The organism is Guyparkeria sp. TX1 (assembly GCF_046523965.1).
Lineage (GTDB): Bacteria > Pseudomonadota > Gammaproteobacteria > Halothiobacillales > Halothiobacillaceae > Guyparkeria.
On the sequence record NZ_CP144142.1, the window covers coordinates 874,598 to 897,556 of the forward strand.

A 22,959-nucleotide genomic window follows, 5' to 3' on the forward strand; every position below is an offset into this window, starting at 1 on the left:
TCCTTCGTTCGCTCTATGCCCCAGTCGCACTGATTAGTCTCGTCATTCCCGCGAAAGCGGGAATCCAGTGCGTCCGCTCGTTGAGCTTCCACCCAGTGCAACTCCATGCCGCAACATGACAATTTCCACTGGCTCGGTGAGCGCCGCGACTACCGCGCCACTTGGGCGGCCATGCGGCGCTACACGGCGCGACGCACCAGCGAGACCCCTGATGCCTACTGGGCGTTGACGCATCCGCCCGTGTTTACCCAGGGGCTGGCCGGTCGGCCGGAGCACCTGCTGAACCCCGGACACATCCCGGTGATTCCGACCGACCGTGGTGGCCAGGTGACCTACCACGGCCCCGGTCAGTTGATGCTCTACACCCTGGTCGACCTCAAGCGCGCGGGCCTGGGTCCTCGCGACTGGGTGAATCGCCTTGAACAGGCGGTCATCGACTGGATGGGCGAGCGGGGTGTCGCAGCGGAGCGTCGTCCGGATGCCCCTGGTGTCTATGTCGACGGCGCCAAGATCGCCGCCCTGGGTCTGAAAATCCGCCAGGGGCGCTGTTATCATGGCCTGTCGTTCAATATCGACATGGACCTGACGCCGTTTGCCCGGATCAATCCCTGTGGCTACGAGGGGTTGGCCGTCACCGACGCCAGGCGGCTGCTCGGCGACACGCCGTCGCTGCCGAGTATTGCGCGCGAGCTCACCGCGGTGCTTGCATCTTAGGAGCGCCTTCAGGCGCGAATCCTCGCGGCGCCTCTTTGAAGCGTTATGTGGTGGCCGGTGGGCGTGGTCTCGAGTGGGCTGGGAGCTGGATTCCCGCTTGCGCGGGAATGACGGCAATTGTAGGCCGCGTGGGAAAAGTACTGGCGTCGTTCCCGCGAAAGCGGGAACCCAGCGCAACAAACTTCCGGCAATCAACCCAGGTCCACGTGCGCAGGCCGCCGTGCCGACCACCGAACTACGAACTAGCACCGAGGCTTCGCCCCGACCTCGTTCATCAAGGTAAACGCATTACATGAGCCAATCCCCGGACAACGTCACCGCCCGCCCCGACGGCCCGACGCGCGCGATGCGCTCCTCCGACAAGGTCTCGCGTATCCCGGTCAAGATCGAGCCATCGGCCCCGATGCGCAAACCCAGCTGGATTCGCGCCCGCCCGCAGGGCGGGGCGGAGGTCCAGCGCCTCAAGCGCGTCGTGCGCGAGCAGGGGCTCAACACCGTCTGCGAGGAAGCCAACTGCCCCAATCTGGGCGAATGCTTCGACAACGGCACGGCCACCTTCATGATCCTCGGCGATATCTGCACCCGGCGCTGCCCGTTCTGCGACGTCGCCCACGGCAAGCCGCGCCCGGTCGATCCCGAGGAGCCCACTCGTCTGGCCGAGACCGTCCGCGCCATGGGGCTGAAGTATGTGGTGATCACTTCGGTCGACCGCGACGACCTGCGTGACGGCGGCGCGCAACACTTCGCCGACGTCATCCGTGCCCTGCGCGATGCCAACCCCGATCTGATCGTCGAGATCCTCACCCCCGATTTCCGTGGCCGGGTGGAAAAGGCCATCGACATTCTGGCCGCCGAGCCGCCGGACGTGTTCAACCACAATCTCGAGACCGTGCCTGAGCTCTACCGCGCCGCCCGACCGGGCGCGAGCTACCAGGGCTCGCTCGACCTGCTGGCCGAGATGAAGCGCCGCTGCCCCGACGTGCCGACCAAATCCGGCCTGATGCTCGGCTTGGGCGAGACCGACGAGCAGTTGCTGAGTGAACTGCAGGACATGCGCGACCACGGCGTCGACATGCTCACCCTCGGGCAGTACCTGCAGCCGTCCGTCCATCATTTGCCGGTCAAGCGCTTCGTCTCCCCTGAGCACTTCGCCGAGCTCGGCCGCCAGGCCGAGGCACTGGGCTTCACCCACGTCGCCGCCGGTCCGATGGTGCGCTCGTCGTACCACGCGGACCAGGGCGGGTTCGATGTGTTGAAGAAAGCGGGAAACTGACAGCTGGAAAAGGGCGTAGGAGCGGCTTTAGCCGCGATACCCAAACAAGAAGGGAGAGATCAAAGCCCGGCGGGTGCGCGCTCAGGCCTACAAACTGTCAGCTTCCAGCTCGCCCTTTGACCTCTGAACGCTGATCTCTCCCCTCCCGCGCCGCAAGGCGCCTTGTTGCACCCATGCAACAAAAAAGCCCCGGTTTGTTGCAAACCGGCCCCCAAGGGGTTGTCAGTGCAGCGCATCTGACTAGTATTGGCGGCGTACCTGGCCAAACGCACCGCTTCATGCCGGGGAAATTTGGAAATCTCACAACCACATTGGAGATGGAACCGATGAAAAAGAACATCATTGCAATGGCAGTCGCTGCTGCAGTTGCCGCTCCGGCAGCCGCCATGGCCGACACCACCCTGTATGGCAAGATCCACTCGTCTTACGACCTCATGGGTGGCGACACCGCTGACAACCAGGACTACAGCCTGTCCTCCAACTCTTCTCGCTTGGGCGTCAAGGGCAAGGAAGACATTTCCGACAACCTGTCGCTGATCTACCAGTGGGAAACCACTCTCGATTTCGGTGACACCGGCGACGGCGTTGGCTACGGCCCGCGTAACACCTTCGTTGGCTTTACCGGCGACAGCTGGGGTACCCTCATCGCAGGCCGCCATGACACCCCGATGAAGGGCGTCAGCCGTAAGTACGACCTGTTCGGCGACACCGTCGGCGATTCCCGTGCCATCCTCCGCGGCAAGGCGTTTGGTAACGACTGGGATATGCGTACCGACAACACCGTTGCCTACGCGACTCCGGACCTCGGTGGCTTCAGCGCGATGGCCGCCTACGTCTCCGATTGGGAAAAAGACGCTGACGGCGACTACACCGGCAACAACGAGTTCGACGCATGGAGTGTCAGTGCTGGTTACGAAATCGCTGGCTTCTCCATCGACGGCGCGTGGGAGCAGCACAACACTGATACTAGCGATCAAGAAGCCTACCGCGTAGGTGCTGGCTACAAGATCGGCGGTTTCAAGGTTGTTGGTCTGTACCAGAACGCCGACATCGGCTTTGACGGTAACGACTACGACGCTTGGGGCCTGGGCGCTGCCTACAGCTTCGGCAAGAGCACCGTCAAGGCTCAGTACTACATGGCTGACGACCTCTCCGGTGCCGGTAACGAAGACACTGGCGCTGAGCTGTGGGCCGTTGGTTACGACTACAAGCTGAGCAAGCAGACTAGCGTCTACGCTGCATACGGCTCCATGGATGCCGATTCCAGTGGCAACTACGTCCTGGCGAAGGGCACTGGTCACGGTGAACAGCCGGTCCTCGAGGCTGATGGCACTGACAGCAACGCCTTCTCCGTGGGCCTCGTCCACAAGTTCTAATCAATCCTGAGATTGATCGGAACGACAAAGGCGCCTTCGGGCGCCTTTTTTCGTTGCTGTCGCCGTGTTCGGTGGCAACGAAACAAGCACGAGTAACGGGGCATGCTTGGCTCCAGTTATCGTGGTTTGCCCCAGGAGTGTTCGGCTTTTCCGGTCTGGGTCCGTTGGCGACCATGCACGTGTCTTACGTGCCGATGGCGGAAAAGGGGTCAGAACCCTTTTCTGATTTGTTTCCCCGCATCCTGGTTCGCTAGTCTTTAGCGACCAATCGATTTATTCATGCAACGACAAGGACGTCGTCATGCCCAGAAAGCCCCGGCTGTTCGTGCCCGGTGTGCCACAGCATGTGGTTCAGCGCGGTAACAATCGGCAGCAGACCTTCTTCGATGAGTCCGATTTCCAGCTCTACCTCGAGTGCCTTCGTCTGGCGGGCGAGGAGTTCGGTGTGTCGGTTCATGCCTACGTTTTGATGACCAACCACGTTCATCTGCTGGTCACGCCGGATTCGGTGGAGGCGTTATCCCGAACCATGCAGTCCGTGGGACGTCAGTATGTGCTGAGGATCAATCGCAAGTACCGCCGGAGCGGGACGTTGTGGGAAGGCAGATTCAGGGCGGGGTTGGTGGGATCGGAGCGGTATCTGTTGACGTGTTATCGCTATATCGAGCTCAACCCGGTACGCGCACACATGGTGGTGGCACCCGGCGAATACCCATGGTCAAGCTACGCCAGCAACGCCCTTGGCGACTTTGATGATCTGATTGTGCCGCACGACCGTTACCTGAGCCTGGCGCCAACGCCGGAGAGGCGGCAAGAGAGATATCGTGAATTGTTCTCCGCTGCCATTCCCGGCGGCGACTTGAACCTGCTCCGTCGGGCGACTGAGCAGTCAGCCGTCGCTGGCACCGAGGATTTCCAGTGTCGGCTGGCACAGAAGTTCGGGCGGGACGTGTCTCCCCGGCCGCCGGGCCGTCCTGTCAGAAAATAGTTCTGACCCCTTTAGGAAAGATCGCGCGGGCAATCCGCCAGCGCCGCGGCCAGCGTGGGGTAGCGGGGTTGCCACTCGAGCGCGCGCTGAATGGCGCTGGCATCGACGCGGCGGGATTCGCTCAGGAATTCGCGGGCCATGGGGCTCGCCTGCTCGAGGATGCTCGCCAACGAGGCCTCCGGCGGTTGTGGCAGGCCGAAGTGCGCCGCGATCTGGCGATAGGTGACGTTGACCGGGGTGGGGTGGTTGTCGGAGATATTGAAGGTGCCGGCGACGGGGTGACCCCTCTCGCTGCGGTCGATCAGGAGCCGCAGGATATCGGACAGGTCATCGGCGTGGATGCGGTTGGACCAGGGCGCCTCAGTGCCGGCGGGCACGGGTGTGCCCCGGCGCACCTTCTCCACGGGCAGGCGATCGCAGGCGTAGATGCCGGTCACGCGCAGCGTGCAGGCGGGGATCTGGTGAGCCTGCGCGTACCGCTGGCACTGGGCCTCGGCATCCAGCCGCCGCCGACCCCGGTCATGGGCCGGTGCGGGGGATGTCGCCTCGTTCACCCAATTTCCGCCATGGTCGCCGTAGACGCCGGTGGTGCTGATATACACAAGGCCCGCGGGCGGATGCGTGGCCCCGGTCAGCCAGCGCGCGAGGCGCGGGTCGCTCTGTCCCTCGCGGGGTGGCGGGGCGAGGTAGACCCATATCGCGTTTTTAGGCGCGGCCTCGGGCGGGATGACGGTCACGTCGTCCAGGTCGATCGGAAAGGCGCGCCAATGGCCGCGGTGCCCCCGGGGTCGTTCGGGTGGCTCGATCTGGTGCCGCGCAATGGCGACGAGATCGTGATCCGTCAGTCGGTTGGCGAGCCGTTGGGCGATATCGCCGTAGCCGATCAGGACAATGGGGTGGCGATTGGGTTGAGGGTCGGATTGCATGCGGTGGGTCGTCGAGGTTGTGGCGAGGGCGTTAAGCCTAGCCGTTGCTCCACGCGCCTGCACGCGCGCTTCACGGATTGAGTGGCACGCCAGTGAATCGAGACCGTCATGAAAAGACCCGCCATGAGGCGGGTCTCTGCGTTTCGGGTCTAGCGTTGGCGGTGCTTACAGCTTGAAGCCGGCCAGCCGCGCCTGCAGTTCTTCGGCGAGGCGGGCGAGTTCGGCCGAGGCCGTCTTGGTCTGGGTGGCTCCCTGTGCCGATTCCTCGCTGATCTGCGCAATGGTCTGTACGTTGCGGTTGACCTCTTCGGCCACGGCGCTCTGCTGTTCGGCGGCACTGGCGATCTGGAAGTTCAGGTCGTTGATGCCGTTTACACCGTTGGCGATTTCGCCCAGGGCCGCCTCGGTTTCCGACATGGCCTGGGTGCTGTGATCGACCTGGTTGTGGGCGCGCTGCATTGCGGCCACGGCGGCATTCGAGCGTGATTGCAGCCGGTCGATCATGCCGTGGATTTCCTCGGTGGAGCCCTGGGTGCGTGAGGCCAGCGCGCGGACTTCCTCGGCGACCACCGCGAAGCCTCGGCCATGCTCGCCGGCGCGGGCCGCCTCGATCGCAGCATTCAGGGCCAGCAGGTTGGTCTGGTCGGCGATCGCGCCGATCACGTCGAGCACCTTGCCGATCTCCTCGGATTCCGCCTTGAGCGAATCGATGGTGTCCGAGGACTGGCGGATCTCGTCGGAGAGGATGCCGACCGCGTTCACGGCATTGCCGAGGATGGTCTGGCCGTGCTTGGCCGAGTCGTTGGCCGCCTGGGCGCTGCTGGAGGCGTCCGATGCATTGCGGGCGACGTCCTCAACGGTGGCGGTCATCTCGTTCATGGCCGCGGCAACCTGCTCGATCTCCTGCATCTGGCGGGCCACGCCGCGATCGGTCTGCTCGGAGACCGCCGAGGTCTCTTCGGCGGCCGACGCGAGTTGCTCGGAGGCTTCGCCGATGCGCTTGAGGGTGTCGCGCAGGGATTCGCGCGCGGTGTTCATGTGCGTGATGATCTCGGCAATCTCGTCACGGCTGTCAAGCGTCACCGGCTCGTTGAGGTTGCCCTCGGCGAAGTTGGTGGCAAAGCGATCGGCCGCCTTCAGGCCACGGGTCACCCCATGGATGATCCAGGCGGCGATGGCGATGATGATCAGCACGTTGAGCAGCGTGATGCCGATCGAGATCAACACGTCCTGCTCGACCCGCTCGCTGGTGCGCTCAAGCTCTTCCTCCATGTTGCCGCGCAGGATGCCCTCGTAATGGCTCGCTGCCTGCTCGAAACTCGGCAGCACCTCGGTGAGCGTGAGGATGAGCAGGGCCTGGGCGCCGACGAAGTTGCCTTCCTCGAGCTTTTCGATCAACGGCACGAAGGCGACGTTGACCAGTTCTTCCTGCGTGGCGAACAGTGCCTGCTGAGCCTCGTTGGATTCGGTCTGGCGATGCTTGATGGCGGCGATCTTGGCGTTGACGTCTTCCAGCGCGGCGAGGTTGTCGCGGATGATATCCATGTGCTGGTCGATGCCGTGGGCGTGCATGGCGGCAGTGCGCCCCTGCGGGTCGTGTTGCAGCGCCAGCAGCGACTGGGTGGTCATCTGGTTGAGCAATTGCACTGACGTGCCGACATGGTCGATCGGCATGATGCGCAACTCGTGGTTCTTCTCGGCGAGTTCATGGCCCTTGAGCTCGGCATAAATGCCGAAAAGGCTGGTGCCGACGGTGGCCGCGCCGGCAAGGACCACGAGGAGGATGAGTTTGGCCTTGATCGTCATGGTGGTGGCAATGCTCCTGTAGTGGCTCGAGTCGCCCTGTGGTCACTCTGGCAACAGCGCGCCGTTCTATGAGTGGCGCGTCGGTGAGGGGGCTCTCGCTCGTCTTATTGGTTCTATCGGTCGACCGGCGCCCGACTTTAGCGACGCGCGTGACTTTTCGTCCGCGTCGCGGTGAGTGGCTGCAGTGCTAGCCAGAATCGTGCCGAAGGGGGAAGCGCTGATCTGATGCGGTTTCTTTCGAAAGCGACGTCGCCAGCGCAGGCTGAGGGTCAATGGTTTGACGTACGCTCGCGGATTCGTTGACGTCCGAAACAAAAAGCCCCACGCCGAGTGGCGCGGGGCTTGCCGTCGTCGAACGGGGCGATTGATTAGCCGCCGCTTTGCTCGATTGCCTGCAGCATGACGTTTGCCGGACGATAGCCAGGCATGGCCGCGCCGTTGGGCAGGATGGTGTACGGGGTGCCGCTCATGCCGAGACGGTTGGAGAGGGCCATGTTCTCTTTGATCATGTCGTTGTGGCATGCCTCGGCATCAACCGAGTCGCCCTTCATGGCGCGATCGAGCGCCTCTTTCGGGTCATCCGCACACGCTACCTTCGAGGAGAGCTCGAAGCCTTTCGAGCCCGGCCCTTGCCGCGGCGTGAGGATGTAGGTCACCTCGACACCGGCCTCACGCAGTTTCGGCAGTTCCTTGTGGAGCTTGTCGCAGAATGGGCAGGTGGGGTCGGTCAGAATGGTGATCGAGTGCTTGGTCTCGCCTTCGGCCGGGTAGACCAGCTTGCGCTCATCGGAGATGTCCTCAAGGGTCGTCAGGCGCTGGGAATCCTGCTTGCCCTGGGTCAGGTTCTGTCGGCTCTCGACGTCGATCAGGTCACCGGCGATCAGGTACTTGCCGTCGGCCGTGACGTAGGCGATCTGCCCGTTGGAGGTCAGCTCGTAGATGCCCTTGGCGGGCGTCTCCTCGATCGAGTCGATCGGCACGCCCGGCATGTGCTCTTGAATGCTGGCGGTAATCGAGTCCTTGTCATCCGCGAGGACCGCGGTGGTCGGCAGGGCTAGGGCGAAGGCCAGCGGCAGGGCGGTCAGTCCGCGGCGGGAGGCAAGCGGAAAGCGTGTGTTTCGCATCGTGTAGTCAACCTGGGTTTGTATGGCTATGTCCGGATATTTGACCGGCGGCTCGGTTGGAGTACCGAGCGCCGTCGGGGTTCCATTGTGTCATCTGTGGGTCGTCCGGCGAATTCCAACCTTTCCTGGCGCGTCCTGCACAAGCGGATTTGACGGAACGTTGCCCTTGGAGATGCCTGGGGGGGTGCCCGCGGGGCGGCCTCAGCCGCGCGGGTGGTGCTCGGCGTGCAGGGCCTGCAGGCGAGCGGTGGCGACGTGGGTGTAGATCTGGGTGGTCGACAGATCGGCGTGACCGAGCAGCATCTGCAGGGCGCGCAGATCCGCCCCGTGGTTGAGCAGGTGCGTGGCGAAGGCATGTCGCAGGGTATGGGGCGAGGGTAGGCGCGCCAGCCCTGCGTGGCGGGCGTGATGCTTGAGCCGATACCAGAACGCCTGACGGGTCAGGGGAGCGGCCCGGCTGGTGACGAATACCGCGGCGGTCTGTCGCTCGCCCAGCATGGCCGGGCGGCCTTCGTCGAGGTAGCGGCGCAGCCAGTCGATCGCCTCGTCGCCGATCGGCACCAGGCGTTCGCGTCCCCCCTTGCCCGTGATGCGTGCCAGGCCGTGGGCGAGGTGGATCTCGTTGAGGGTCAGGTTGACCAATTCGGAAACCCGCAGCCCGGTGGCGTAGAGCGTTTCGAGCATCGCGCGGTCGCGCAGGCCCAGCGGAGAGCCGGTGTCGGGGGCATTCAGCAGGCCCTCGACGTCGGCCTCGCTCAGATCGGTCGGCAGGGCGCGCGGACGGCGCGGTGCCGGCAGGTCGGTGGCCGGGTTGGGCTGGATCAGGCCTTCGCGATTGGCCCAGGCATAGAACCGGCGCAGCGCGGAACGCATGCGGCCCACGGAGCGCGGGGCCGCTCCCTCGGCCAGTCGCTCGCCGAGCAGGCGGTTCAGGGCATTGCCGTCGGCATCGGCGAGAGCATGGCTTTCGTCCAGGGCGGCGGTACCCGACAGGCGGCGCGCGGTCAGCTCCAGGTCGCGTCGATAGGCCGCACGACTGTTATCGGCCAGGTTTTCCTCCAGCCAAAGGGCCTCGATGAAGGCCGTGATCAATTCGTCGTCCCGCATCAGGCGAGCCCTCGGTGGATCGTGTTCGTCGGCAGACAGTATGACGTGTCGGATCGGAACCATGGCAGCGAAACGCTTGATCTGGCAATGGATCGGCGAGGATTCCCCACCTTTTCAGACCGGTTGTCCACTCTTTTATCCACAATCAGGCCGCCTTTTGTGCCGACTTACCACAGCCGGCGCGAGGGTGCCAAGCCCTGCGGGGCCGATAGCCGGTCAGCGGCGATTTTAAATCTTAAGTCTTATACATAACAACATGTTATGAATTTACATGCGGTGAGTCGATTGTGCTGGCCAAAAAATGCGCAATCCGTGCAACTGCCTGATCGGGCTTTGTCCGACGTGGTTGTTGGCGTGTTTTCCACTAGGTTGTCCACAGCTTCTGTGCATAAGTGAAATCCGCTTGGGGCAATCCCTTTTCCAGCAACCGGTTAGCGACGGTTTCTGTGGTTCTGTTCGGGGTGTTGTTGCTAAGTCGGGCGCGGGTTCCCAAGGTGTTTCCCAGCCTCGCGGCGAATTTTGCTAATCTTGCGCGGTGCGATTGCCCCGAGATCAAGCCGGGGCAGCGCCTGTTTCAACAGGCGCGACAAAACCGATTCACGATTACCGATGGAGTCTTTATGGATAACCTCGAGTCCATTCTGAGCGAGAACCGTGTCTTCTCGCCGGCGCCGGAATTTTCGGACCGCGCGAGAATCGGGTCGCGAGCGGCCTTCGATGCGCTGGTCGCCGAGGCCGAGCGTGATTTCGAGGGCTTCTGGGCGCGATTAGCGCGCGAGTTCGTCACCTGGGATACGCCATTCACCCAGACGCTGGACGACTCGAACGCGCCGTTCTTCAAGTGGTTTGCCGACGGCAAACTCAACGTCTCGGTCAACTGCATCGACCGCCATCTGCCGGCCAAGGCCGACAAGACCGCCATCATCGGCGAGTCGGACGACGGCACCGTCACCCACATCTCCTACCAGGAATTGCACGACCGCGTCGCGCAGTTCGCCAACGCGCTCAAGGCGCAGGGCATCGAGAAGGGCGATCGTGTCGTCATTTACCTGCCGATGATCCCCGACGCGACCGTGGCCATGTTGGCTTGCGCCCGGATCGGCGCAATCCACTCGGTGGTCTTCGGCGGCTTCTCCGCCGAGGCCCTGCGCGATCGGATCAACGACACCGAGGCCAAGCTGGTGATCACCGCCGACGGCAACATGCGCGGCGGCAAGAAGGTCACCCTCAAGGGCCAGGTGGACAAGGCCCTCGCGCACGGCTGTCCGTCGGTCGAGACCGTCATCATGCTCGAGCACATCGGTGGCGTGGCCACCGGCACCTCCAGCGCGAAGGAGCTGACCTGGGCCGAGGCCATCGACGGCCAGCCGGCCGAGTGCGAGCCGGTCATGGTCGAGGCCGAGCACCCGCTGTTCATCCTCTACACCTCCGGTTCGACCGGCAAGCCCAAGGGCATCGTGCATTCCTCGGGCGGTTATCTCGTCAACGCGGCGATGACCTGTTCCTGGGTCTTCGATCTCAACGATGACGACGTCTACTGGTGCACGGCAGACGTCGGCTGGATCACCGGCCACACCTACGTCACCTACGGCCCGCTGGCGCTGGGCGTGACCCAGGTGGTCTTCGAGGGCGTGCCGACCTACCCGGACGGTGGCCGCTTCTGGGACATGGTCGAGCGTCACAAGGTGAGCGTGTTCTACACCGCGCCGACCGCCATCCGCGCGCTGATGAAGCTTGGCGACGAGGTGCCGAACAAGTACGACCTCTCGAGCCTGCGCCTGCTGGGTACGGTCGGCGAGCCGATCAACCCCGAGGCCTGGGTCTGGTACCACCAGGTCATCGGCGGCGGTCGTTGCCCGATCACCGACACCTGGTGGCAGACCGAGACCGGCGCCCACGCCATCGCGCCGATTCCGGGCGCGATCGACCTGGTGCCGGGCTCCTGCACCCTGCCGCTGCCGGGCATCATCGCCGACGTGGTCGACGATCACGGCAAGAAGGTGCCGACCGAGAGCGGTGGCAACCTGGTGATCAAGAAGCCGTGGCCGTCGATGTTGCGCACCATCTGGGGCGACGACGAGCGCTTCCAGCGCACCTACTTCCCGGACAACCTGCCGGGTTACTACCTGGCGGGGGATTCCGCGCGTCGTGACCAGGACGGCTACATCTGGATCATGGGTCGCATCGACGACGTCATCAACGTCTCCGGTCACCGCCTGGGCACCATGGAAGTGGAGTCCGCGCTGGTGGCGCACCCGGACGTGGCCGAGGCCGCCGTGGTGGGCCGTCCGCATGACGTGAAGGGCGAGTCGATCGTCGCCTTCGTCGTGGTCAAGGGCGACCGCCCGCAAGGCGAGGCCGCCGAGGCCATGGTCAAGACCCTGCGCGATTGGGTCACCGAGCAGATCGGGCCGATCGCCAAGCCGGACGACATTCGCTTTGGTGACAACCTGCCCAAGACCCGCTCGGGCAAGATCATGCGGCGGCTGCTGCGCGGGATCGCCAAGGGCGAGCCGCCGGAAGGTGATACCTCCACCCTGGAGAACCCGGCCATCCTCGAGCAGCTGCTGGGCAACGACTGACCTATCCGCTCCCGCGGAACCAAAAAACCCCCGTGGCCAATGACTGCGGGGGTTTTTGTTTGCGCGGCTGGAAAGCCGATCGATTTACAGATTCGTCAGCGACGCAGGGCGGCGAAAAGAAAGCTGGCAGCACCCACGAGTTCCGCCCAGCCGATCCACGACAAGGCCGTGATGCCCTCCTGCTCGATGCGTCCACCCTGCGTGGCGAGGAACACCACCAGCAACAGCGCACCGATGAGCGTCAGGCGGTTGCGGGCCCGATCACGATGGGCCTCGTGGCGGAGCGATACCAGCTCGCGGCGTTGCCCTTCGAGGATCTCCGACTGGCGATGGACCTGCTGCATGGCCTGGATGGACAGGCGCGGAAGTTCGGACAGGTGCTGGTTGAGATAGGGCAGTTCGTCTTTGAAGCGCTCGAGAAAGGCCTTGGGGCCGATGCGCTCGCGCATCCAGCGTTCGATGAACGGCTTGGCGGTCTGCCAGAGGTCGAGGTCCGGGTAGAGCTCCCGGCCCAGTCCCTCGATGGCCAGCAGTGTCTTCTGCAGCAGGACCAGCTGCGGCTGGACTTCCATGTCGAACTGGCGCGCGACCTGGAACAGTCGCAGCAGGAAGTGGCCGAAGGAGATCTCGCGCAGCGGCTTCTGGAAGATCGGCTCGCAGACCGTGCGGATCGCCGCCTCGAATTCCTCGACCCGCGTGGTGTTCGGCACCCAGCCCGATTCGACGTGCAGCTCGGCCACGCGGCGATAGTCGCGGTTGAAGAAGGCGTGAAAGTTCTCGGCGAGATAGCGCTGATCCTCGGGCATCAACGAACCGACGATGCCGAAATCCACCGCCATGTAGCGCGGCTGCTCCGGGTCGCTCGCGTCAACGAAGATGTTGCCCGGGTGCATGTCGGCGTGGAAAAAGTTGTGCTTGAACACCTGGGTGAAGAACACCTCCACGCCGCGTTCGGCCAGCCGCTGCATGTTGACGTTCGCCGCGCGTAGCAGGTCCGTGCGCGCGATCGGAATGCCGTGGATACGCTCCTGGACCAGCACGTCGGTGCGACACCAGTCCCAGTAGACCGCCGGCACGTAGAGCATCGGCGAGCCCTCGAACTGGCGCTTGAGTTCGGCGGCGTTGGCCGCCTCGCGCTGCAGGTCGAGCTCGTTCATCAGGGTCTTGTCGAACTCGGTGACCACTTCCACCGGGTGCAGGCGCGGGCCTTCCGACCAGTAGCGTTCGGCCAGTCGCGCCACGGTGTAGAGGATCTCGAGATCGCTGCGGATGCGGCGATGAATGCCCGGCCGGGTGATCTTGACGATCACCTCCTGGCCGTCGTCCAGCGTGGCGGCATGCACCTGGGCGATCGACGCCGAGGCCAGCGGCTCGGCCTCGAAGCAGGCGAAGTGTTCGGTGACCGAGGCGCCGAGTGCCGCCTCGATGCGCGCTCGGGCAACCTCGGCGGGGAAGGGGCGGACTCGATCCTGCAGTGCGGACAAGGCCTCGGCCAGATCCGGTGGCAGCAGGTCGCGCCGGGTGGAGAGCATCTGACCGAACTTGACGAAGATCGGCCCGAGGTCTTCGAGTGCCGCGACCAGCCGTTCGCCGCGCGTGCGCTGGCGGTTGTTCGAGAACCAGTACCAGGGCGACGCGAACTTGAGGAAGCGGATTGGGCGGAAGATCTTGAGCGCCAGCACGATCTCGTCGAGGCCGTGGCGCAGCAGCACGAACTGGATCACCACCAGGCGCCAGAGCAGTCGGGGTCGCATCAGGCCTCCTCGGGGTTGTTGCGGGGCGCGTTGCCAGCGGCTGCCTCGAGGCGCTCGATGCGACGCTCGAGCCGCTCGACGGCCGCGCGTGTCTCGTCCACGCCCTCGAGAAAGTCCGGCAGGTCGAAGTCATCGGCAATGATCCGGGCCTCGTGCACCAGGTAGTCATGCTGTTCGATGCGGCGGGTTTCGCGCCATTCAGCCGCGTTTCGTTGGGCTTGCTGTGCCGCCTGTTCGACCACCCCGGCGGCTGAGACGCCGACTTTTTCGGCCAGCCAGTCGGCCCAGTCAATATCGAGCTCGCTCAAGGCGCGTAGGAAGCGGGTGGCCGCCTGCTCGTCGCCCTCGATGGTGAGGTCGCCGGTAAACAGCGAGTCCGAGGCGTGCTCGCGCTGCAGGACGGCCAGCAACGCCGGGCCGCTGGTATGAATGCGGGCATCGGGTGGCAGGTCATCGGCGGCTCGCCACATCAGCCCGTTGGTGGTAGGCGTGACGGTGATCGTGAGATGGGGGTGTTCGATCTCGACGGCGATCACCAGGCCGGACAGGTCTGCCAGTCGGGCGCGCGCGTTCGTGTCGCGCTGAATTAGTCGATTGATGACGGTTTCGGCGCTGAAACGCAGGGCGGTGGAAATCATGGGGGCACGGGCAGTGACGAATGGATCAGAGCCAGTCGGTCAGGGCGATGCCCAAGCCGATACGGCTGACCGAGCGATTGTAGTCGATCAGGCTTTCCCCGTAGCCATTGAAGTATTGCACATAGCCCTTGACGCGTTTCGACAGCGGGAAGCTGTAGTCCACCTGGACGGCGCCTTTGTTGTTGGCGAAGTCGAGGTTGTTGCGCAGGGTGGCCGCGATGGTCTGGTCTTTCCACTTGTAGGCCAGCATCAGGTCGCCGTATCCCATGTAGTCGGTGATGTCCGGGTTTTGCTCCTCACCCGCCTCGGGCAGGTGATACCAGCCGCGGAGGCGACCGGCGAAATGGCCGCGACCGAAGGAGGTGCTCGCGGCGAGCCGGTTCCAGCTGCGCGAACGCTCACCACCCTGGCCGTTGGAGGTGTGGATCAGCGATAGCCGGGAGCGCTTGAAGGTCAGGCCGGCCAGCGAGAAATCCGTGTTGAAGCTCACGCCCACCTCGGGCTCGTAGTTGGTCTCGCGAAACGGGGAGGAGGCGTCCTCGTCGGAGCCGAGAAACTCGGTGTTGTAGGTCTGCCAGAGCGAGAGCTGGGTGTAGCCGAAATACAGCGCGGTGTTGGGGCCGAATGGATCCTCGAACCAGTCGAACTGGAACGACAGCTGGAACTTGGTCTCGGCGTGCTGGGGCTCGAAGTCGTAGACGTCGCGTGACAGGTCGGTCGGTGTATAGGTCGCCGGCATGATGTAGTTCGGCTTGTAGCTGCGCATCACGAACGGATTGCGCTCACCCGACTGCTCCGACTTGAGTCGACGCTCCAGGGCCACCGGCTGGGATTCGTTGATCATCGGGGTGGACTCATCCTCTTCCGCTTGCGACGCGGCGACCGGTCCAGTACTGGTGTTGCTTGTCGTCTGCCCCTGCTCTTCGGCCTGCGTGGCATCGTCCTCGAGTGCTGCCGGGCCGCTGGAGGCCAGTCGATCGAAGCAGGCCAACCGCTTTGCGTCGGCATCGATCGCGGCACATGCCGACCAGTCGGGCGTGTCGGTCTGGGCGGTGGCCGGACTCAGAACGCCCAGCAGCGCGAGTCCGGACAGCGCTGCGGACAGGTGGCGGTGGTTGGGACGGAACAAGAAATGGGACATGGCGGCAAGTCTTTGATGGATGGCGGCCGGTGGGCCATGATAGACGGTACCGAATGGAACGCCGAACCGGCATGTCGAATCCGTGCCGGGAAAGGCCCGTCGGCGACTCATTCAGAGTTGCCGGATGGACGGGAGTTCCCCCGCGGACCCCGGAGGGCAGCATGGGACAGGCCAAGACGCACGCTCGGCAACTGGACGCCGATTTCCTCACCCAGCCGGCCGGCGAGATCGCAGCCGTGCTCATTCGCGCCCAGCAGGCCGTCTTCCGTCGTGCCTGGGCCCATTACCTCGAGGCGGCCGACGACCCCGAGGCCCTGCACGACCTGCGGGTCGAGTTGCGGCGCCTGCGCGTCTGGTTGCGTTTGTCGCGTGACGTCGTGCGCACGCGCAAGTCAACGCGGCGGCGACTCAAGGCGCTGGCCCGTTCGAGCAGTCCGATGCGCGATCACGAGGTGATGCTCGAACTGCTCGACCGGGTCGCCAAGGATGCCGACTGTGCCGATGTGGCGGCGCGGATACGTCGCCTAGCCGATGAACGTCAGCCGGTGGTCGGCGATCTGGCGTTCGACGTCAAGCCCGGCCTCAAGCCGCGGGCACGCAAGGGCACCGTTCCGTTCGGTCGCTGGTTCGCGAGCCAGGTCTCCATGATGACCGAACACATCGAGCGTGACCTTTCGGCGGGTCGCTCGGGGTTTCATGCCGCGCGCATCCAGGTCAAGCATCTGCGCTACCTGATCGAACCCATGGACGAGCCCTTTGCCGTGGTCGAGCCCATGCTCGCCGATCTCAAGACCATCCAGGACTGGCTGGGCGACCTGCACGATCTGGTGGTCTTCCGTGCGCACTTGGCCGATTACGCCGGCTGGTTGCTGACTGACGCGCTGCCCGCGCCTCTCGCCCGCCCGGGTAAGCAGGCGAGACCCTTGAGCCAGACCTTCACTGGCGTGCGCGACGACACCATCCGGCTGTCGGCCTGGCAGGACGCCCAGTTCGAGGTGATGTGGCGTGACTGGGAAGCACGCCGTCCGGCGTCCGAGAAACGGCTGTATACCGCCCGTAACCGCCTGATCGGCGAGCTCGAAAAGGCCGCTCCGGCGGCGAATTGACAAGCCAGGGGAAAACGACAAAAATGCCCGGTCCCGCGCCGGAGTAGCTCAGTTGGTAGAGCAGGGCATTCGTAATGCCAAGGTCGTAGGTTCGACTCCTATCTCCGGCACCAGTTTCCTCGCCTGGAATCAGGGCGGCAGCAATCAACGCTGCTCCTGATTGCTTCCTCAACGTACACCCTCGGGCCCCGCAAGGCGGGTTGTCCGGCCGTTAACGCTTCCCGACTTTTTATGACCGTCTCCGATTCGGAGGCATGACCGGGCGTGTGGAAGGCATTCTCGACCACGGGGGACACGTAACCCCCGTGGAGGGGCTGCTAGAGCCTTTTCACATACCAGGTGACGCCCGAACCGCCGACACGATTGAACAGCAGCCGGATCGGACTCGGGTCTTCGCAAGCGATGAAGCCATGCCGCCGGTAGAACCGCTGAACGTGCTTTTCGCTGGCCCAGGCATCGAGCGTGACTTGTCGCACACCTTGCTCGCGCAAATGATCGATCGCCGCTTCGAGCAGGACGCTGCCGAACCCCCTGCCGCGGTACTCCGGGCGAATGATGAGCCGACTGATATAAGGCCCTTGGGCCGCCATCCAGCGCATGACGGCCTCTGCCCCCAGCGCACGTGGTGCGCCGTGGGGGCAGCCGAACTCGCGCCGCACGCGTGACCAGATCACTCGCTGCGGCCCCTTGCCATCGAGGTAGAACTGCAGGTGGCCGACCAGCGAATCGTCGGCACGCAGAAAGAGAATGCGCGAGTAGTCGACTGTCTCGGCGAAAATACGACGCTGGGTAACGGCCTCGCCGAGCAGCGGACGGAATACCGTGGGTCCGACCGCCGCCATCTGTTGTTCCTCGATCGTGGGGTGACGATCCCTGACCTGGTAGACCTCGACCCGTGTCGATAGCGCGTCCGCTGGTTGCATGACGACCCGTTCGGGCAGCTCGCTCAATGCCGCGCTCATGTCGGTCATCATCAGTTTTCCTTCGCGGTTGATGGTTTGTGCGGCCGCCGCCCTCACGGCGGGCCACGATGGCCTCTCCCCGGATCGGACGCAAACTGCTTTCCCCGAAGGTTCGGGTGTGCCCACGTGGATCCGCGGCGTTCACCTCAAGTCGGACGAGCAGGTCCGCCGACAGCGTTGAAACCCGGCCTTAATCTTCCGGGAAGGAGCTGTTGAACAGGTTCGAGCAATGACTGCTTAGTGCCCCCTGTCTCCGTCATGGTTCCCCTGAGCCCAAAAATACGGGCGTCGCGATACTTTCGATCGCATTTTCGACAGACGGTGAGGCATCCGATCGTCGGGTTGAGTGAGGGGCGGTGCGCGCCATTGGTTTTGTGCCCGGCGCGGTAATGACCTAGACTGCGATGTCCGGAGCATGGGCCGCGCCGACGGTCGTCGATGCGGAACTTCCCGCCCGTGCTCGGGTCTGATTCATCAGAAGATCCTGAACCCGGTTTGACGTCCTCGGACGGTTGCCGGGGACTTGAAATCTCGAGTGACGACCCAATACATGTAGCAAGCCGGGGGTGATACGGCTTCGACGTGGGTCACGAAACTCAAGGTGCATGCCGAGGTGTAGTCTCCTCGTTAAACAACTGCAAAACCAATAGTTGCCAACGACGACAACTACGCACTCGCAGCTTAAAACCCTGTAGGGTGCCGTCTGGCCGGAGCCGTGCTTGTGCGTCCGGAACCCAGGCGTCGACTCTCACAAGCTCGTGGTGAAGCGCGTCCGGCGTGGATCCACTAAAACTCTAGCCGGACTCGCCGAGTATCTTCCCTGCCTGTCGGGTAGTACTCGGTTAAAGCAATAGACAGGACAAGCATGTAGGACCGAGAGCGTAGGGCTTGCGGACGCGGGTTCGACTCCCGCCACCTCCACCAAACTCCGCCGAGAAGGGCCAGCCAGCGATGGTTGGCCCTTTTTTTGTCTCCCCCAGTCGTCGCCCAGTCGTCGCCGATTGACGAACGCCCCGCCGGCCATGCAGGCCGAGCCGTCGATTCAGTCGTTCCGCAATGCGGTAGGACATGCCATTATCCGGTTATGGAATTAACCGACTGTTTTGCGAAGGCTTAGGCCGGGCCATGCGGAGATTGGCCTGGGCACTGGCGTTGTCGTTGCTGGCCACCACGGCGTCGGCCCGCGAGGTGACGGTCGGGCTTTATGAGAACGACCCGAAGGTATTCCGTGATGCCGAGGGCCACCCTTCGGGCATTTTCGTCGAGCTCATCGAACGCATTGCGACGGAGGAAGGGTGGGTCCTGTCGTTCGAGGAATGCGCCTGGTCCGAGTGCCTGGACCGAACCCAACGCGGCGAAATCGACTTGATGCCCGATGTGGCCATAAGCGATGAGCGCGAGGCTCGACTCGACTTTCACACCCTGCCTGCCCTGCACAGTTGGTCGCAGGTCTATCGGCACCCGGACCTCGAGGTGAACTCGATCTTCGATCTGGCCGGGCGGCGCATCGCGTTGCTGGAGGGATCGATCCAGCAGGCGCGGATCGATGCCTTGTTCGACGAGTTCGGCATCGCCTTCGAGCCGCTGCTCGTCGAGGACTTTCATGCCGCCTTCGAGGCCGTCTCCGCCGAACGAGCCGATGTGGCACTCGTCAATCACCTGTTCGGCAGTCGCTATCACGCCGACTATGGCCTCAAGCGCACGCCGGTGGTCATGGAGCCGGCCCGGCTGTTCTTTGCGACCGGGCAGGGGCTCAATCCCGAGTTGCTGGACGCGATCGATCAGCATCTCGCGCGTTGGCAGGGCGATGGTGACTCGGTCTATTTCGACATCCTCGAGCATTGGTTGGGGGAGCGTCCGCGGGTGGCTGCGCCCGGCTGGGTGGGGTGGCTGATTGCCATCGGTGGGCTCCTGCTACTTGCGGCCCTCGGTGTGGTGTGGCGACTGCGTCGGGTGTCGGCGATCCGTGGTCGGCGGCTTGCCGAAACCCGTCGTGCCCTGGAGACGGCCCACGAGGTGATCGAGGCGAGCCCGGTGGTGCTGTTCCGTTGGTTGCCAAGGCCTGGCTGGCCGGTGGCGTTCGTCTCCGGCAACGTCTCGCGCTGGGGGTACACGGCCGAGGAGTTCCTCGACGGCAGCCGTCACTTCGCCGACATCGTCCACCCGGACGACATGGAACGGGTGGACGCGGAGGTCGAAGAGCGCCTCGCCGCCGGGGCGACCGCCTACCGCCAGGAGTACCGCATCCTGCATGCCGATGGCACCCCGCGCTGGGTTGGTGATCTCACCCACGTCTTCCGCGACGAGCACGGACAGGTCGAGCGGATCGAGGGGGTGGTCACCGACATCACCGAGCAGCGCGAGGGCGAGCGTCGCCAGCGCGAGGCGGCCGCGGTACTGGAAAACACGCTCGAGGGCGTGATCATCACCGATGCCGACGAGCGGATCGTGATGGTCAACCGGGCGTTCCAGTCCTTGACCGGCTACACCGAGGACGAGGTGCTGGGTCGGCCGGTTACCCTGCTGGACGCCGAGCACGCGACGAGTCCCTGGTCAGCGATTCGAGACGAACTGGCGGCGAGCGGGCACTGGCAGGGCGAGTTGACCAGTCGGCGCAAGAACGGCGAGATCTTCCCCGAGTTGCGCGCGATCAGCCGGGTGGTCGGGCCGGCCGGCGAGGGCGATCACGTGGTCCACCTGTTCACCGACATGTCGCGGCTGCGGGCCACCGAGGCGCGGCTGGATTTCCTCGCCCGCCACGATGCGCTCACCGACCTGCCCAACCGCGCGCTGCTCCTGTCGCATCTGCGTGATCGCGTCGCTTCGGCCGAGGTGGCGGCGCTGGGGCTGCTGCTGATCGATCTCGATCGTTTCCGCGACGTCAACGACAGTTATGGTCACCACGTGGGTGACACCCTGTTGCGCCAGGCCGCCCAACGGTTGGAATCGCTGCTCGAGGGGCGTTGTCTCGCCCGGCTGGGCGGTGACGAGTTCGCGGTGCTGGCGGAAAATGTCAGCCGAACCGATCTTGCGGGCCTGGCCGAGACGATCATCGAGGTGCTCAGCCGACCGTGGCGACTGGACAACGGCAGCGAGGTTCGCCTGGGCGCAAGTGTCGGCATCACCTGCTATCCGGATTTCGGCGGTAGCCCCGAGGCACTGCTGCAACAGGCCGATGCGGCGGTCTACCGCGCCAAGGCCGAGGGGCGCGGGGGGTTCCGCTTCTTCGACGACAGCCTGACGGCCAGTGCCCGCCACCGCATCGAGATGGAAACCCGCCTGCGCCGAGCGATCGAGGCCGGTGAGCTCGAGTTGCATTATCAACCCCAGATTGAGATCGCCAGTGGTCGCATCATCGGTGCCGAGGCGCTGGTGCGCTGGCGTGACGGCGAGCGCGGACTGGTGCCGCCGGATGCCTTCATTCCGGTGGCCGAACAGACCGGGATGATCGCCACCCTGGGTGAATGGGTCCTGCGCGAGGCCTGTCGCCAGGGGCAGGGGTGGCGCGATGCCGGCTTGCCGGTCCCCAGGTTGGCGGTGAACCTCTCGGCGCGGCAGCTGCACGATGAGTCGTTGGTCGACCGGGTCCGTGCGGTACTCGACGAGACCGGTTACCCACCCGATCAGCTCGAGCTCGAGCTGACCGAGAGCGCGCTGATGCACCAGCAGGAGCGTTCCGTCCGATTGCTGCGTGCCCTGCGTCGGCTGGGGTTGCACCTGGCCATCGACGATTTCGGCACCGGGTACTCCTCGCTGGCCTACCTGCGCCAGTTCCCCATCGATGTCCTGAAGATCGACAAGCGCTTCATCGATGACCTGGCCGACAACAACGATGATCGCGAGATTGCCGGTGCCATCCTCGCCATGGGGCACGCGCTGCGTCTGTCGGTGATCGCCGAGGGTGTCGAAACCGAGGCGCAACTGGGCTTCCTCCGCGCCAATGGTTGCGACAGCTACCAGGGTTATCTCTTCAGCCCGCCGCTGCCGCCTGCCGCCTTCGCCCGCCTCTTGGCCGAGTAACGCTGCTACGCTCAGAGCGAAGGCCCCTCGGCGAAGGCCGGCGGGAACAGCCGCGTGACGATGGAGGAACGATCATGACGAAGACCGGTGGACTGCTGGCCGATGCGCTGGTGCACCTCAAGCCGTTGATGGACGACGAACGCATCTCGGAAGACGCCCGGCGGCGGTTGTCTCAACCCAATCGGGTGGTCGAGGTGGAGATTCCATTGCGCATGGACGACGGCTCGCTCAAGGTCTTCACCGGCTGGCGTTCGCTCTACGACAACACCCGTGGGCCCGGCAAGGGCGGCATCCGTTTCCATCCCAACGTCACCGGCGACGAGGTCGCCGCGTTGAGCTTCTGGATGGCCGTCAAGTGCGCGGTGGTCGACCTGCCGTTCGGCGGGGCCAAAGGGGGTATCTGCGTCGACCCGAAGCAGCTCTCGCGCCTGGAGCTCGAGCGCCTCTCGCGCGGCTACATCCGGGCGCTGCTCGACGTGATCGGCCCGGATCGGGACATCCCCGCGCCGGATGTGAACACCAACGAAACCATCATGGGCTGGATGGCCGACGAGTACCGTCAGGCCGCCGGTCAGCATCGCCGTGGCGTGATCACCGGCAAGCCGCCCGGCCACGGTGGTTCGCTGGGGCGCACGGCGGCAACCGGTCGCGGCGCACTGCAGGTGCTCAATATCTGGGAGCGCCGGCGCGGCCGTGCCGACCAGCGCCCGCGTGTCGCGGTGCAGGGCTTCGGCAACGCGGGCTTTCACTTTGCCCGCCTGGCGCACGATGCCGGCTACCGGGTCGTCGCCATTGGCGATTCGCGCGGCGCGATCTACCGGGAGGAGGGTCTGGACCCGCTGCCGATCTGGGAGCGCAAGCACCAGTCCTCCGAGCTTTCGGGGCAGGTCTACTGCGAGGCGTCCGTCTGTGCGGAGGTCGAGGTGGAAAAGCTCACCAACGAGCAACTGCTGGCGCTCGACGTCGATGTGCTCGTGCTCGCGGCCCTGGAGAACGCCATCACCGAGAAGAACGTCGATTCCATTCGCGCGCCGACGATCCTGGAAATCGCCAACGGCCCGATCAACAACGCCGCCGACGTCAAGTTGGCCGAGCGGGACGTGACGGTCATTCCCGACGTGCTCGCCAACAGTGGCGGGGTGATCGTCAGCCACATGGAATGGGTACAGAACCGGATGGGCGACTACTGGACCGAAGACGAGATCGAGCGGCGGCTGTCCGAGCGTCTTGCCGAACAGGCCGATCTGGTTTTCGAACGGGCGGTCACCGAGGAGGAATCCCTGCGTTCGGCGGCCTACCGGCAGGGGATCGAACGCATCGCCATCGCCATGGACGGGTTGGGTACCGAGCGGTATTTCTGCGGTGATACCGGACCGTAGAGCGGTCGTTGGCGCGCGGGTTGGACAACCCATTCGGGCGGTCGGTTTGCGGGTCGGTTCCGG

16 protein-coding genes, 1 tRNA gene and 1 other RNA gene are annotated in these 22,959 nt (G+C 64.5%); 10 read left to right on the forward strand and 8 right to left on the reverse strand.

Annotated features, from left to right (window positions below; all coding sequences use genetic code 11):
• Nucleotides 1-105 precede the first annotated feature (105 nt).
• The 4 genes from lipB (at nt 106) to VWP12_RS04175 (ending at nt 4,351) form a co-directional block, all read left to right on the forward strand.
• Complete coding sequence (gene lipB, locus VWP12_RS04160; protein WP_410474739.1) at nt 106-714, forward strand: lipoyl(octanoyl) transferase LipB; 609 nt, start codon at nt 106-108, stop codon at nt 712-714.
• Nucleotides 715-1,006: 292 nt separating this feature from the next.
• Nucleotides 1,007-1,987 (forward strand): lipoyl synthase, encoded by a 981-nt coding sequence (gene lipA, locus VWP12_RS04165; RefSeq protein ID WP_410474740.1) that lies wholly within the window; start codon nt 1,007-1,009, stop codon nt 1,985-1,987.
• Between the two features lie 326 nt (nt 1,988-2,313).
• A complete protein-coding gene (locus tag VWP12_RS04170; protein ID WP_410474741.1) occupies nt 2,314-3,363 on the forward strand; it encodes a porin in 1,050 nt (349 codons plus the stop codon).
• A gap of 301 nt (nt 3,364-3,664) precedes the next feature.
• Nucleotides 3,665-4,351: a transposase gene (locus VWP12_RS04175; RefSeq protein ID WP_410474742.1), complete on the forward strand. Its 687-nt coding sequence runs from the start codon at nt 3,665-3,667 to the stop codon at nt 4,349-4,351.
• An 11-nt stretch (nt 4,352-4,362) separates the two neighbouring features.
• On the opposite strand, the gene VWP12_RS04180 is transcribed toward VWP12_RS04175, so the two are convergent.
• The 4 genes from VWP12_RS04180 to xerD all read right to left on the reverse strand — a co-directional run bounded on the left by VWP12_RS04180 (nt 4,363) and on the right by xerD (nt 9,314).
• Complete coding sequence (locus VWP12_RS04180) at nt 4,363-5,277, reverse strand: NAD-dependent epimerase/dehydratase family protein (protein ID WP_410474743.1); 915 nt, start codon at nt 5,275-5,277, stop codon at nt 4,363-4,365.
• Between the two features lie 165 nt (nt 5,278-5,442).
• Nucleotides 5,443-7,083: a methyl-accepting chemotaxis protein gene (locus VWP12_RS04185; protein ID WP_125197991.1), complete on the reverse strand. Its 1,641-nt coding sequence runs from the start codon at nt 7,081-7,083 to the stop codon at nt 5,443-5,445.
• Between the two features lie 368 nt (nt 7,084-7,451).
• Entirely contained in the window at nt 7,452-8,207 is a 756-nt protein-coding gene (locus VWP12_RS04190; protein WP_125197990.1) for a DsbC family protein, read from the reverse strand.
• Nucleotides 8,208-8,408: 201 nt separating this feature from the next.
• Nucleotides 8,409-9,314, reverse strand: a complete 906-nt coding sequence (gene xerD, locus VWP12_RS04195) for a site-specific tyrosine recombinase XerD (RefSeq protein ID WP_240031384.1) — start codon at nt 9,312-9,314, stop codon at nt 8,409-8,411.
• 620 nt (nt 9,315-9,934) lie between these two features.
• Here xerD and acs point away from each other — a divergent pair.
• Complete coding sequence (gene acs, locus VWP12_RS04200; RefSeq protein ID WP_410474744.1) at nt 9,935-11,896, forward strand: acetate--CoA ligase; 1,962 nt, start codon at nt 9,935-9,937, stop codon at nt 11,894-11,896.
• A gap of 95 nt (nt 11,897-11,991) precedes the next feature.
• On the opposite strand, the gene ubiB is transcribed toward acs, so the two are convergent.
• From ubiB to VWP12_RS04215, 3 genes are read right to left on the reverse strand one after another with little or no spacing between them, the layout of a single operon-like run.
• Entirely contained in the window at nt 11,992-13,650 is a 1,659-nt protein-coding gene (gene ubiB, locus VWP12_RS04205) for a ubiquinone biosynthesis regulatory protein kinase UbiB (protein ID WP_125199450.1), read from the reverse strand.
• Nucleotides 13,650-14,288: an SCP2 domain-containing protein gene (locus VWP12_RS04210; RefSeq protein ID WP_125199449.1), complete on the reverse strand. Its 639-nt coding sequence runs from the start codon at nt 14,286-14,288 to the stop codon at nt 13,650-13,652. The genes ubiB and VWP12_RS04210 overlap by 1 nt, the downstream gene beginning before the upstream one ends.
• Before the next feature lie 25 nt (nt 14,289-14,313).
• Entirely contained in the window at nt 14,314-15,429 is a 1,116-nt protein-coding gene (locus VWP12_RS04215; RefSeq protein WP_410474745.1) for a phospholipase A, read from the reverse strand.
• Nucleotides 15,430-15,590: 161 nt separating this feature from the next.
• Here VWP12_RS04215 and VWP12_RS04220 point away from each other — a divergent pair, with 161 nt between their 5' ends.
• On the forward strand, nt 15,591-16,535 hold the full coding sequence (locus tag VWP12_RS04220; RefSeq protein WP_410474746.1) for a CHAD domain-containing protein: 945 nt from the start codon (nt 15,591-15,593) through the stop codon (nt 16,533-16,535).
• 37 nt (nt 16,536-16,572) lie between these two features.
• Nucleotides 16,573-16,648 (forward strand) — tRNA-Thr (locus tag VWP12_RS04225).
• Between the two features lie 204 nt (nt 16,649-16,852).
• Here VWP12_RS04225 and VWP12_RS04230 read toward each other — a convergent pair.
• On the reverse strand, nt 16,853-17,509 hold the full coding sequence (locus VWP12_RS04230; RefSeq protein ID WP_410474747.1) for a GNAT family N-acetyltransferase: 657 nt from the start codon (nt 17,507-17,509) through the stop codon (nt 16,853-16,855).
• Between the two features lie 550 nt (nt 17,510-18,059).
• On the opposite strand from VWP12_RS04230, the gene ssrA reads away from it, so the two are divergent.
• The 3 genes from ssrA (at nt 18,060) to VWP12_RS04245 (ending at nt 22,896) form a co-directional block, all read left to right on the forward strand.
• Nucleotides 18,060-18,421, forward strand: a transfer-messenger RNA (tmRNA) gene (ssrA, locus tag VWP12_RS04235).
• Between the two features lie 201 nt (nt 18,422-18,622).
• Nucleotides 18,623-21,517, forward strand: coding sequence for an EAL domain-containing protein (locus VWP12_RS04240; RefSeq protein WP_410474748.1), 2,895 nt, complete (start codon nt 18,623-18,625; stop codon nt 21,515-21,517).
• Nucleotides 21,518-21,591: 74 nt separating this feature from the next.
• Entirely contained in the window at nt 21,592-22,896 is a 1,305-nt protein-coding gene (locus VWP12_RS04245) for a Glu/Leu/Phe/Val family dehydrogenase (protein WP_410474749.1), read from the forward strand.
• Nucleotides 22,897-22,959: the final 63 nt, after the last annotated feature.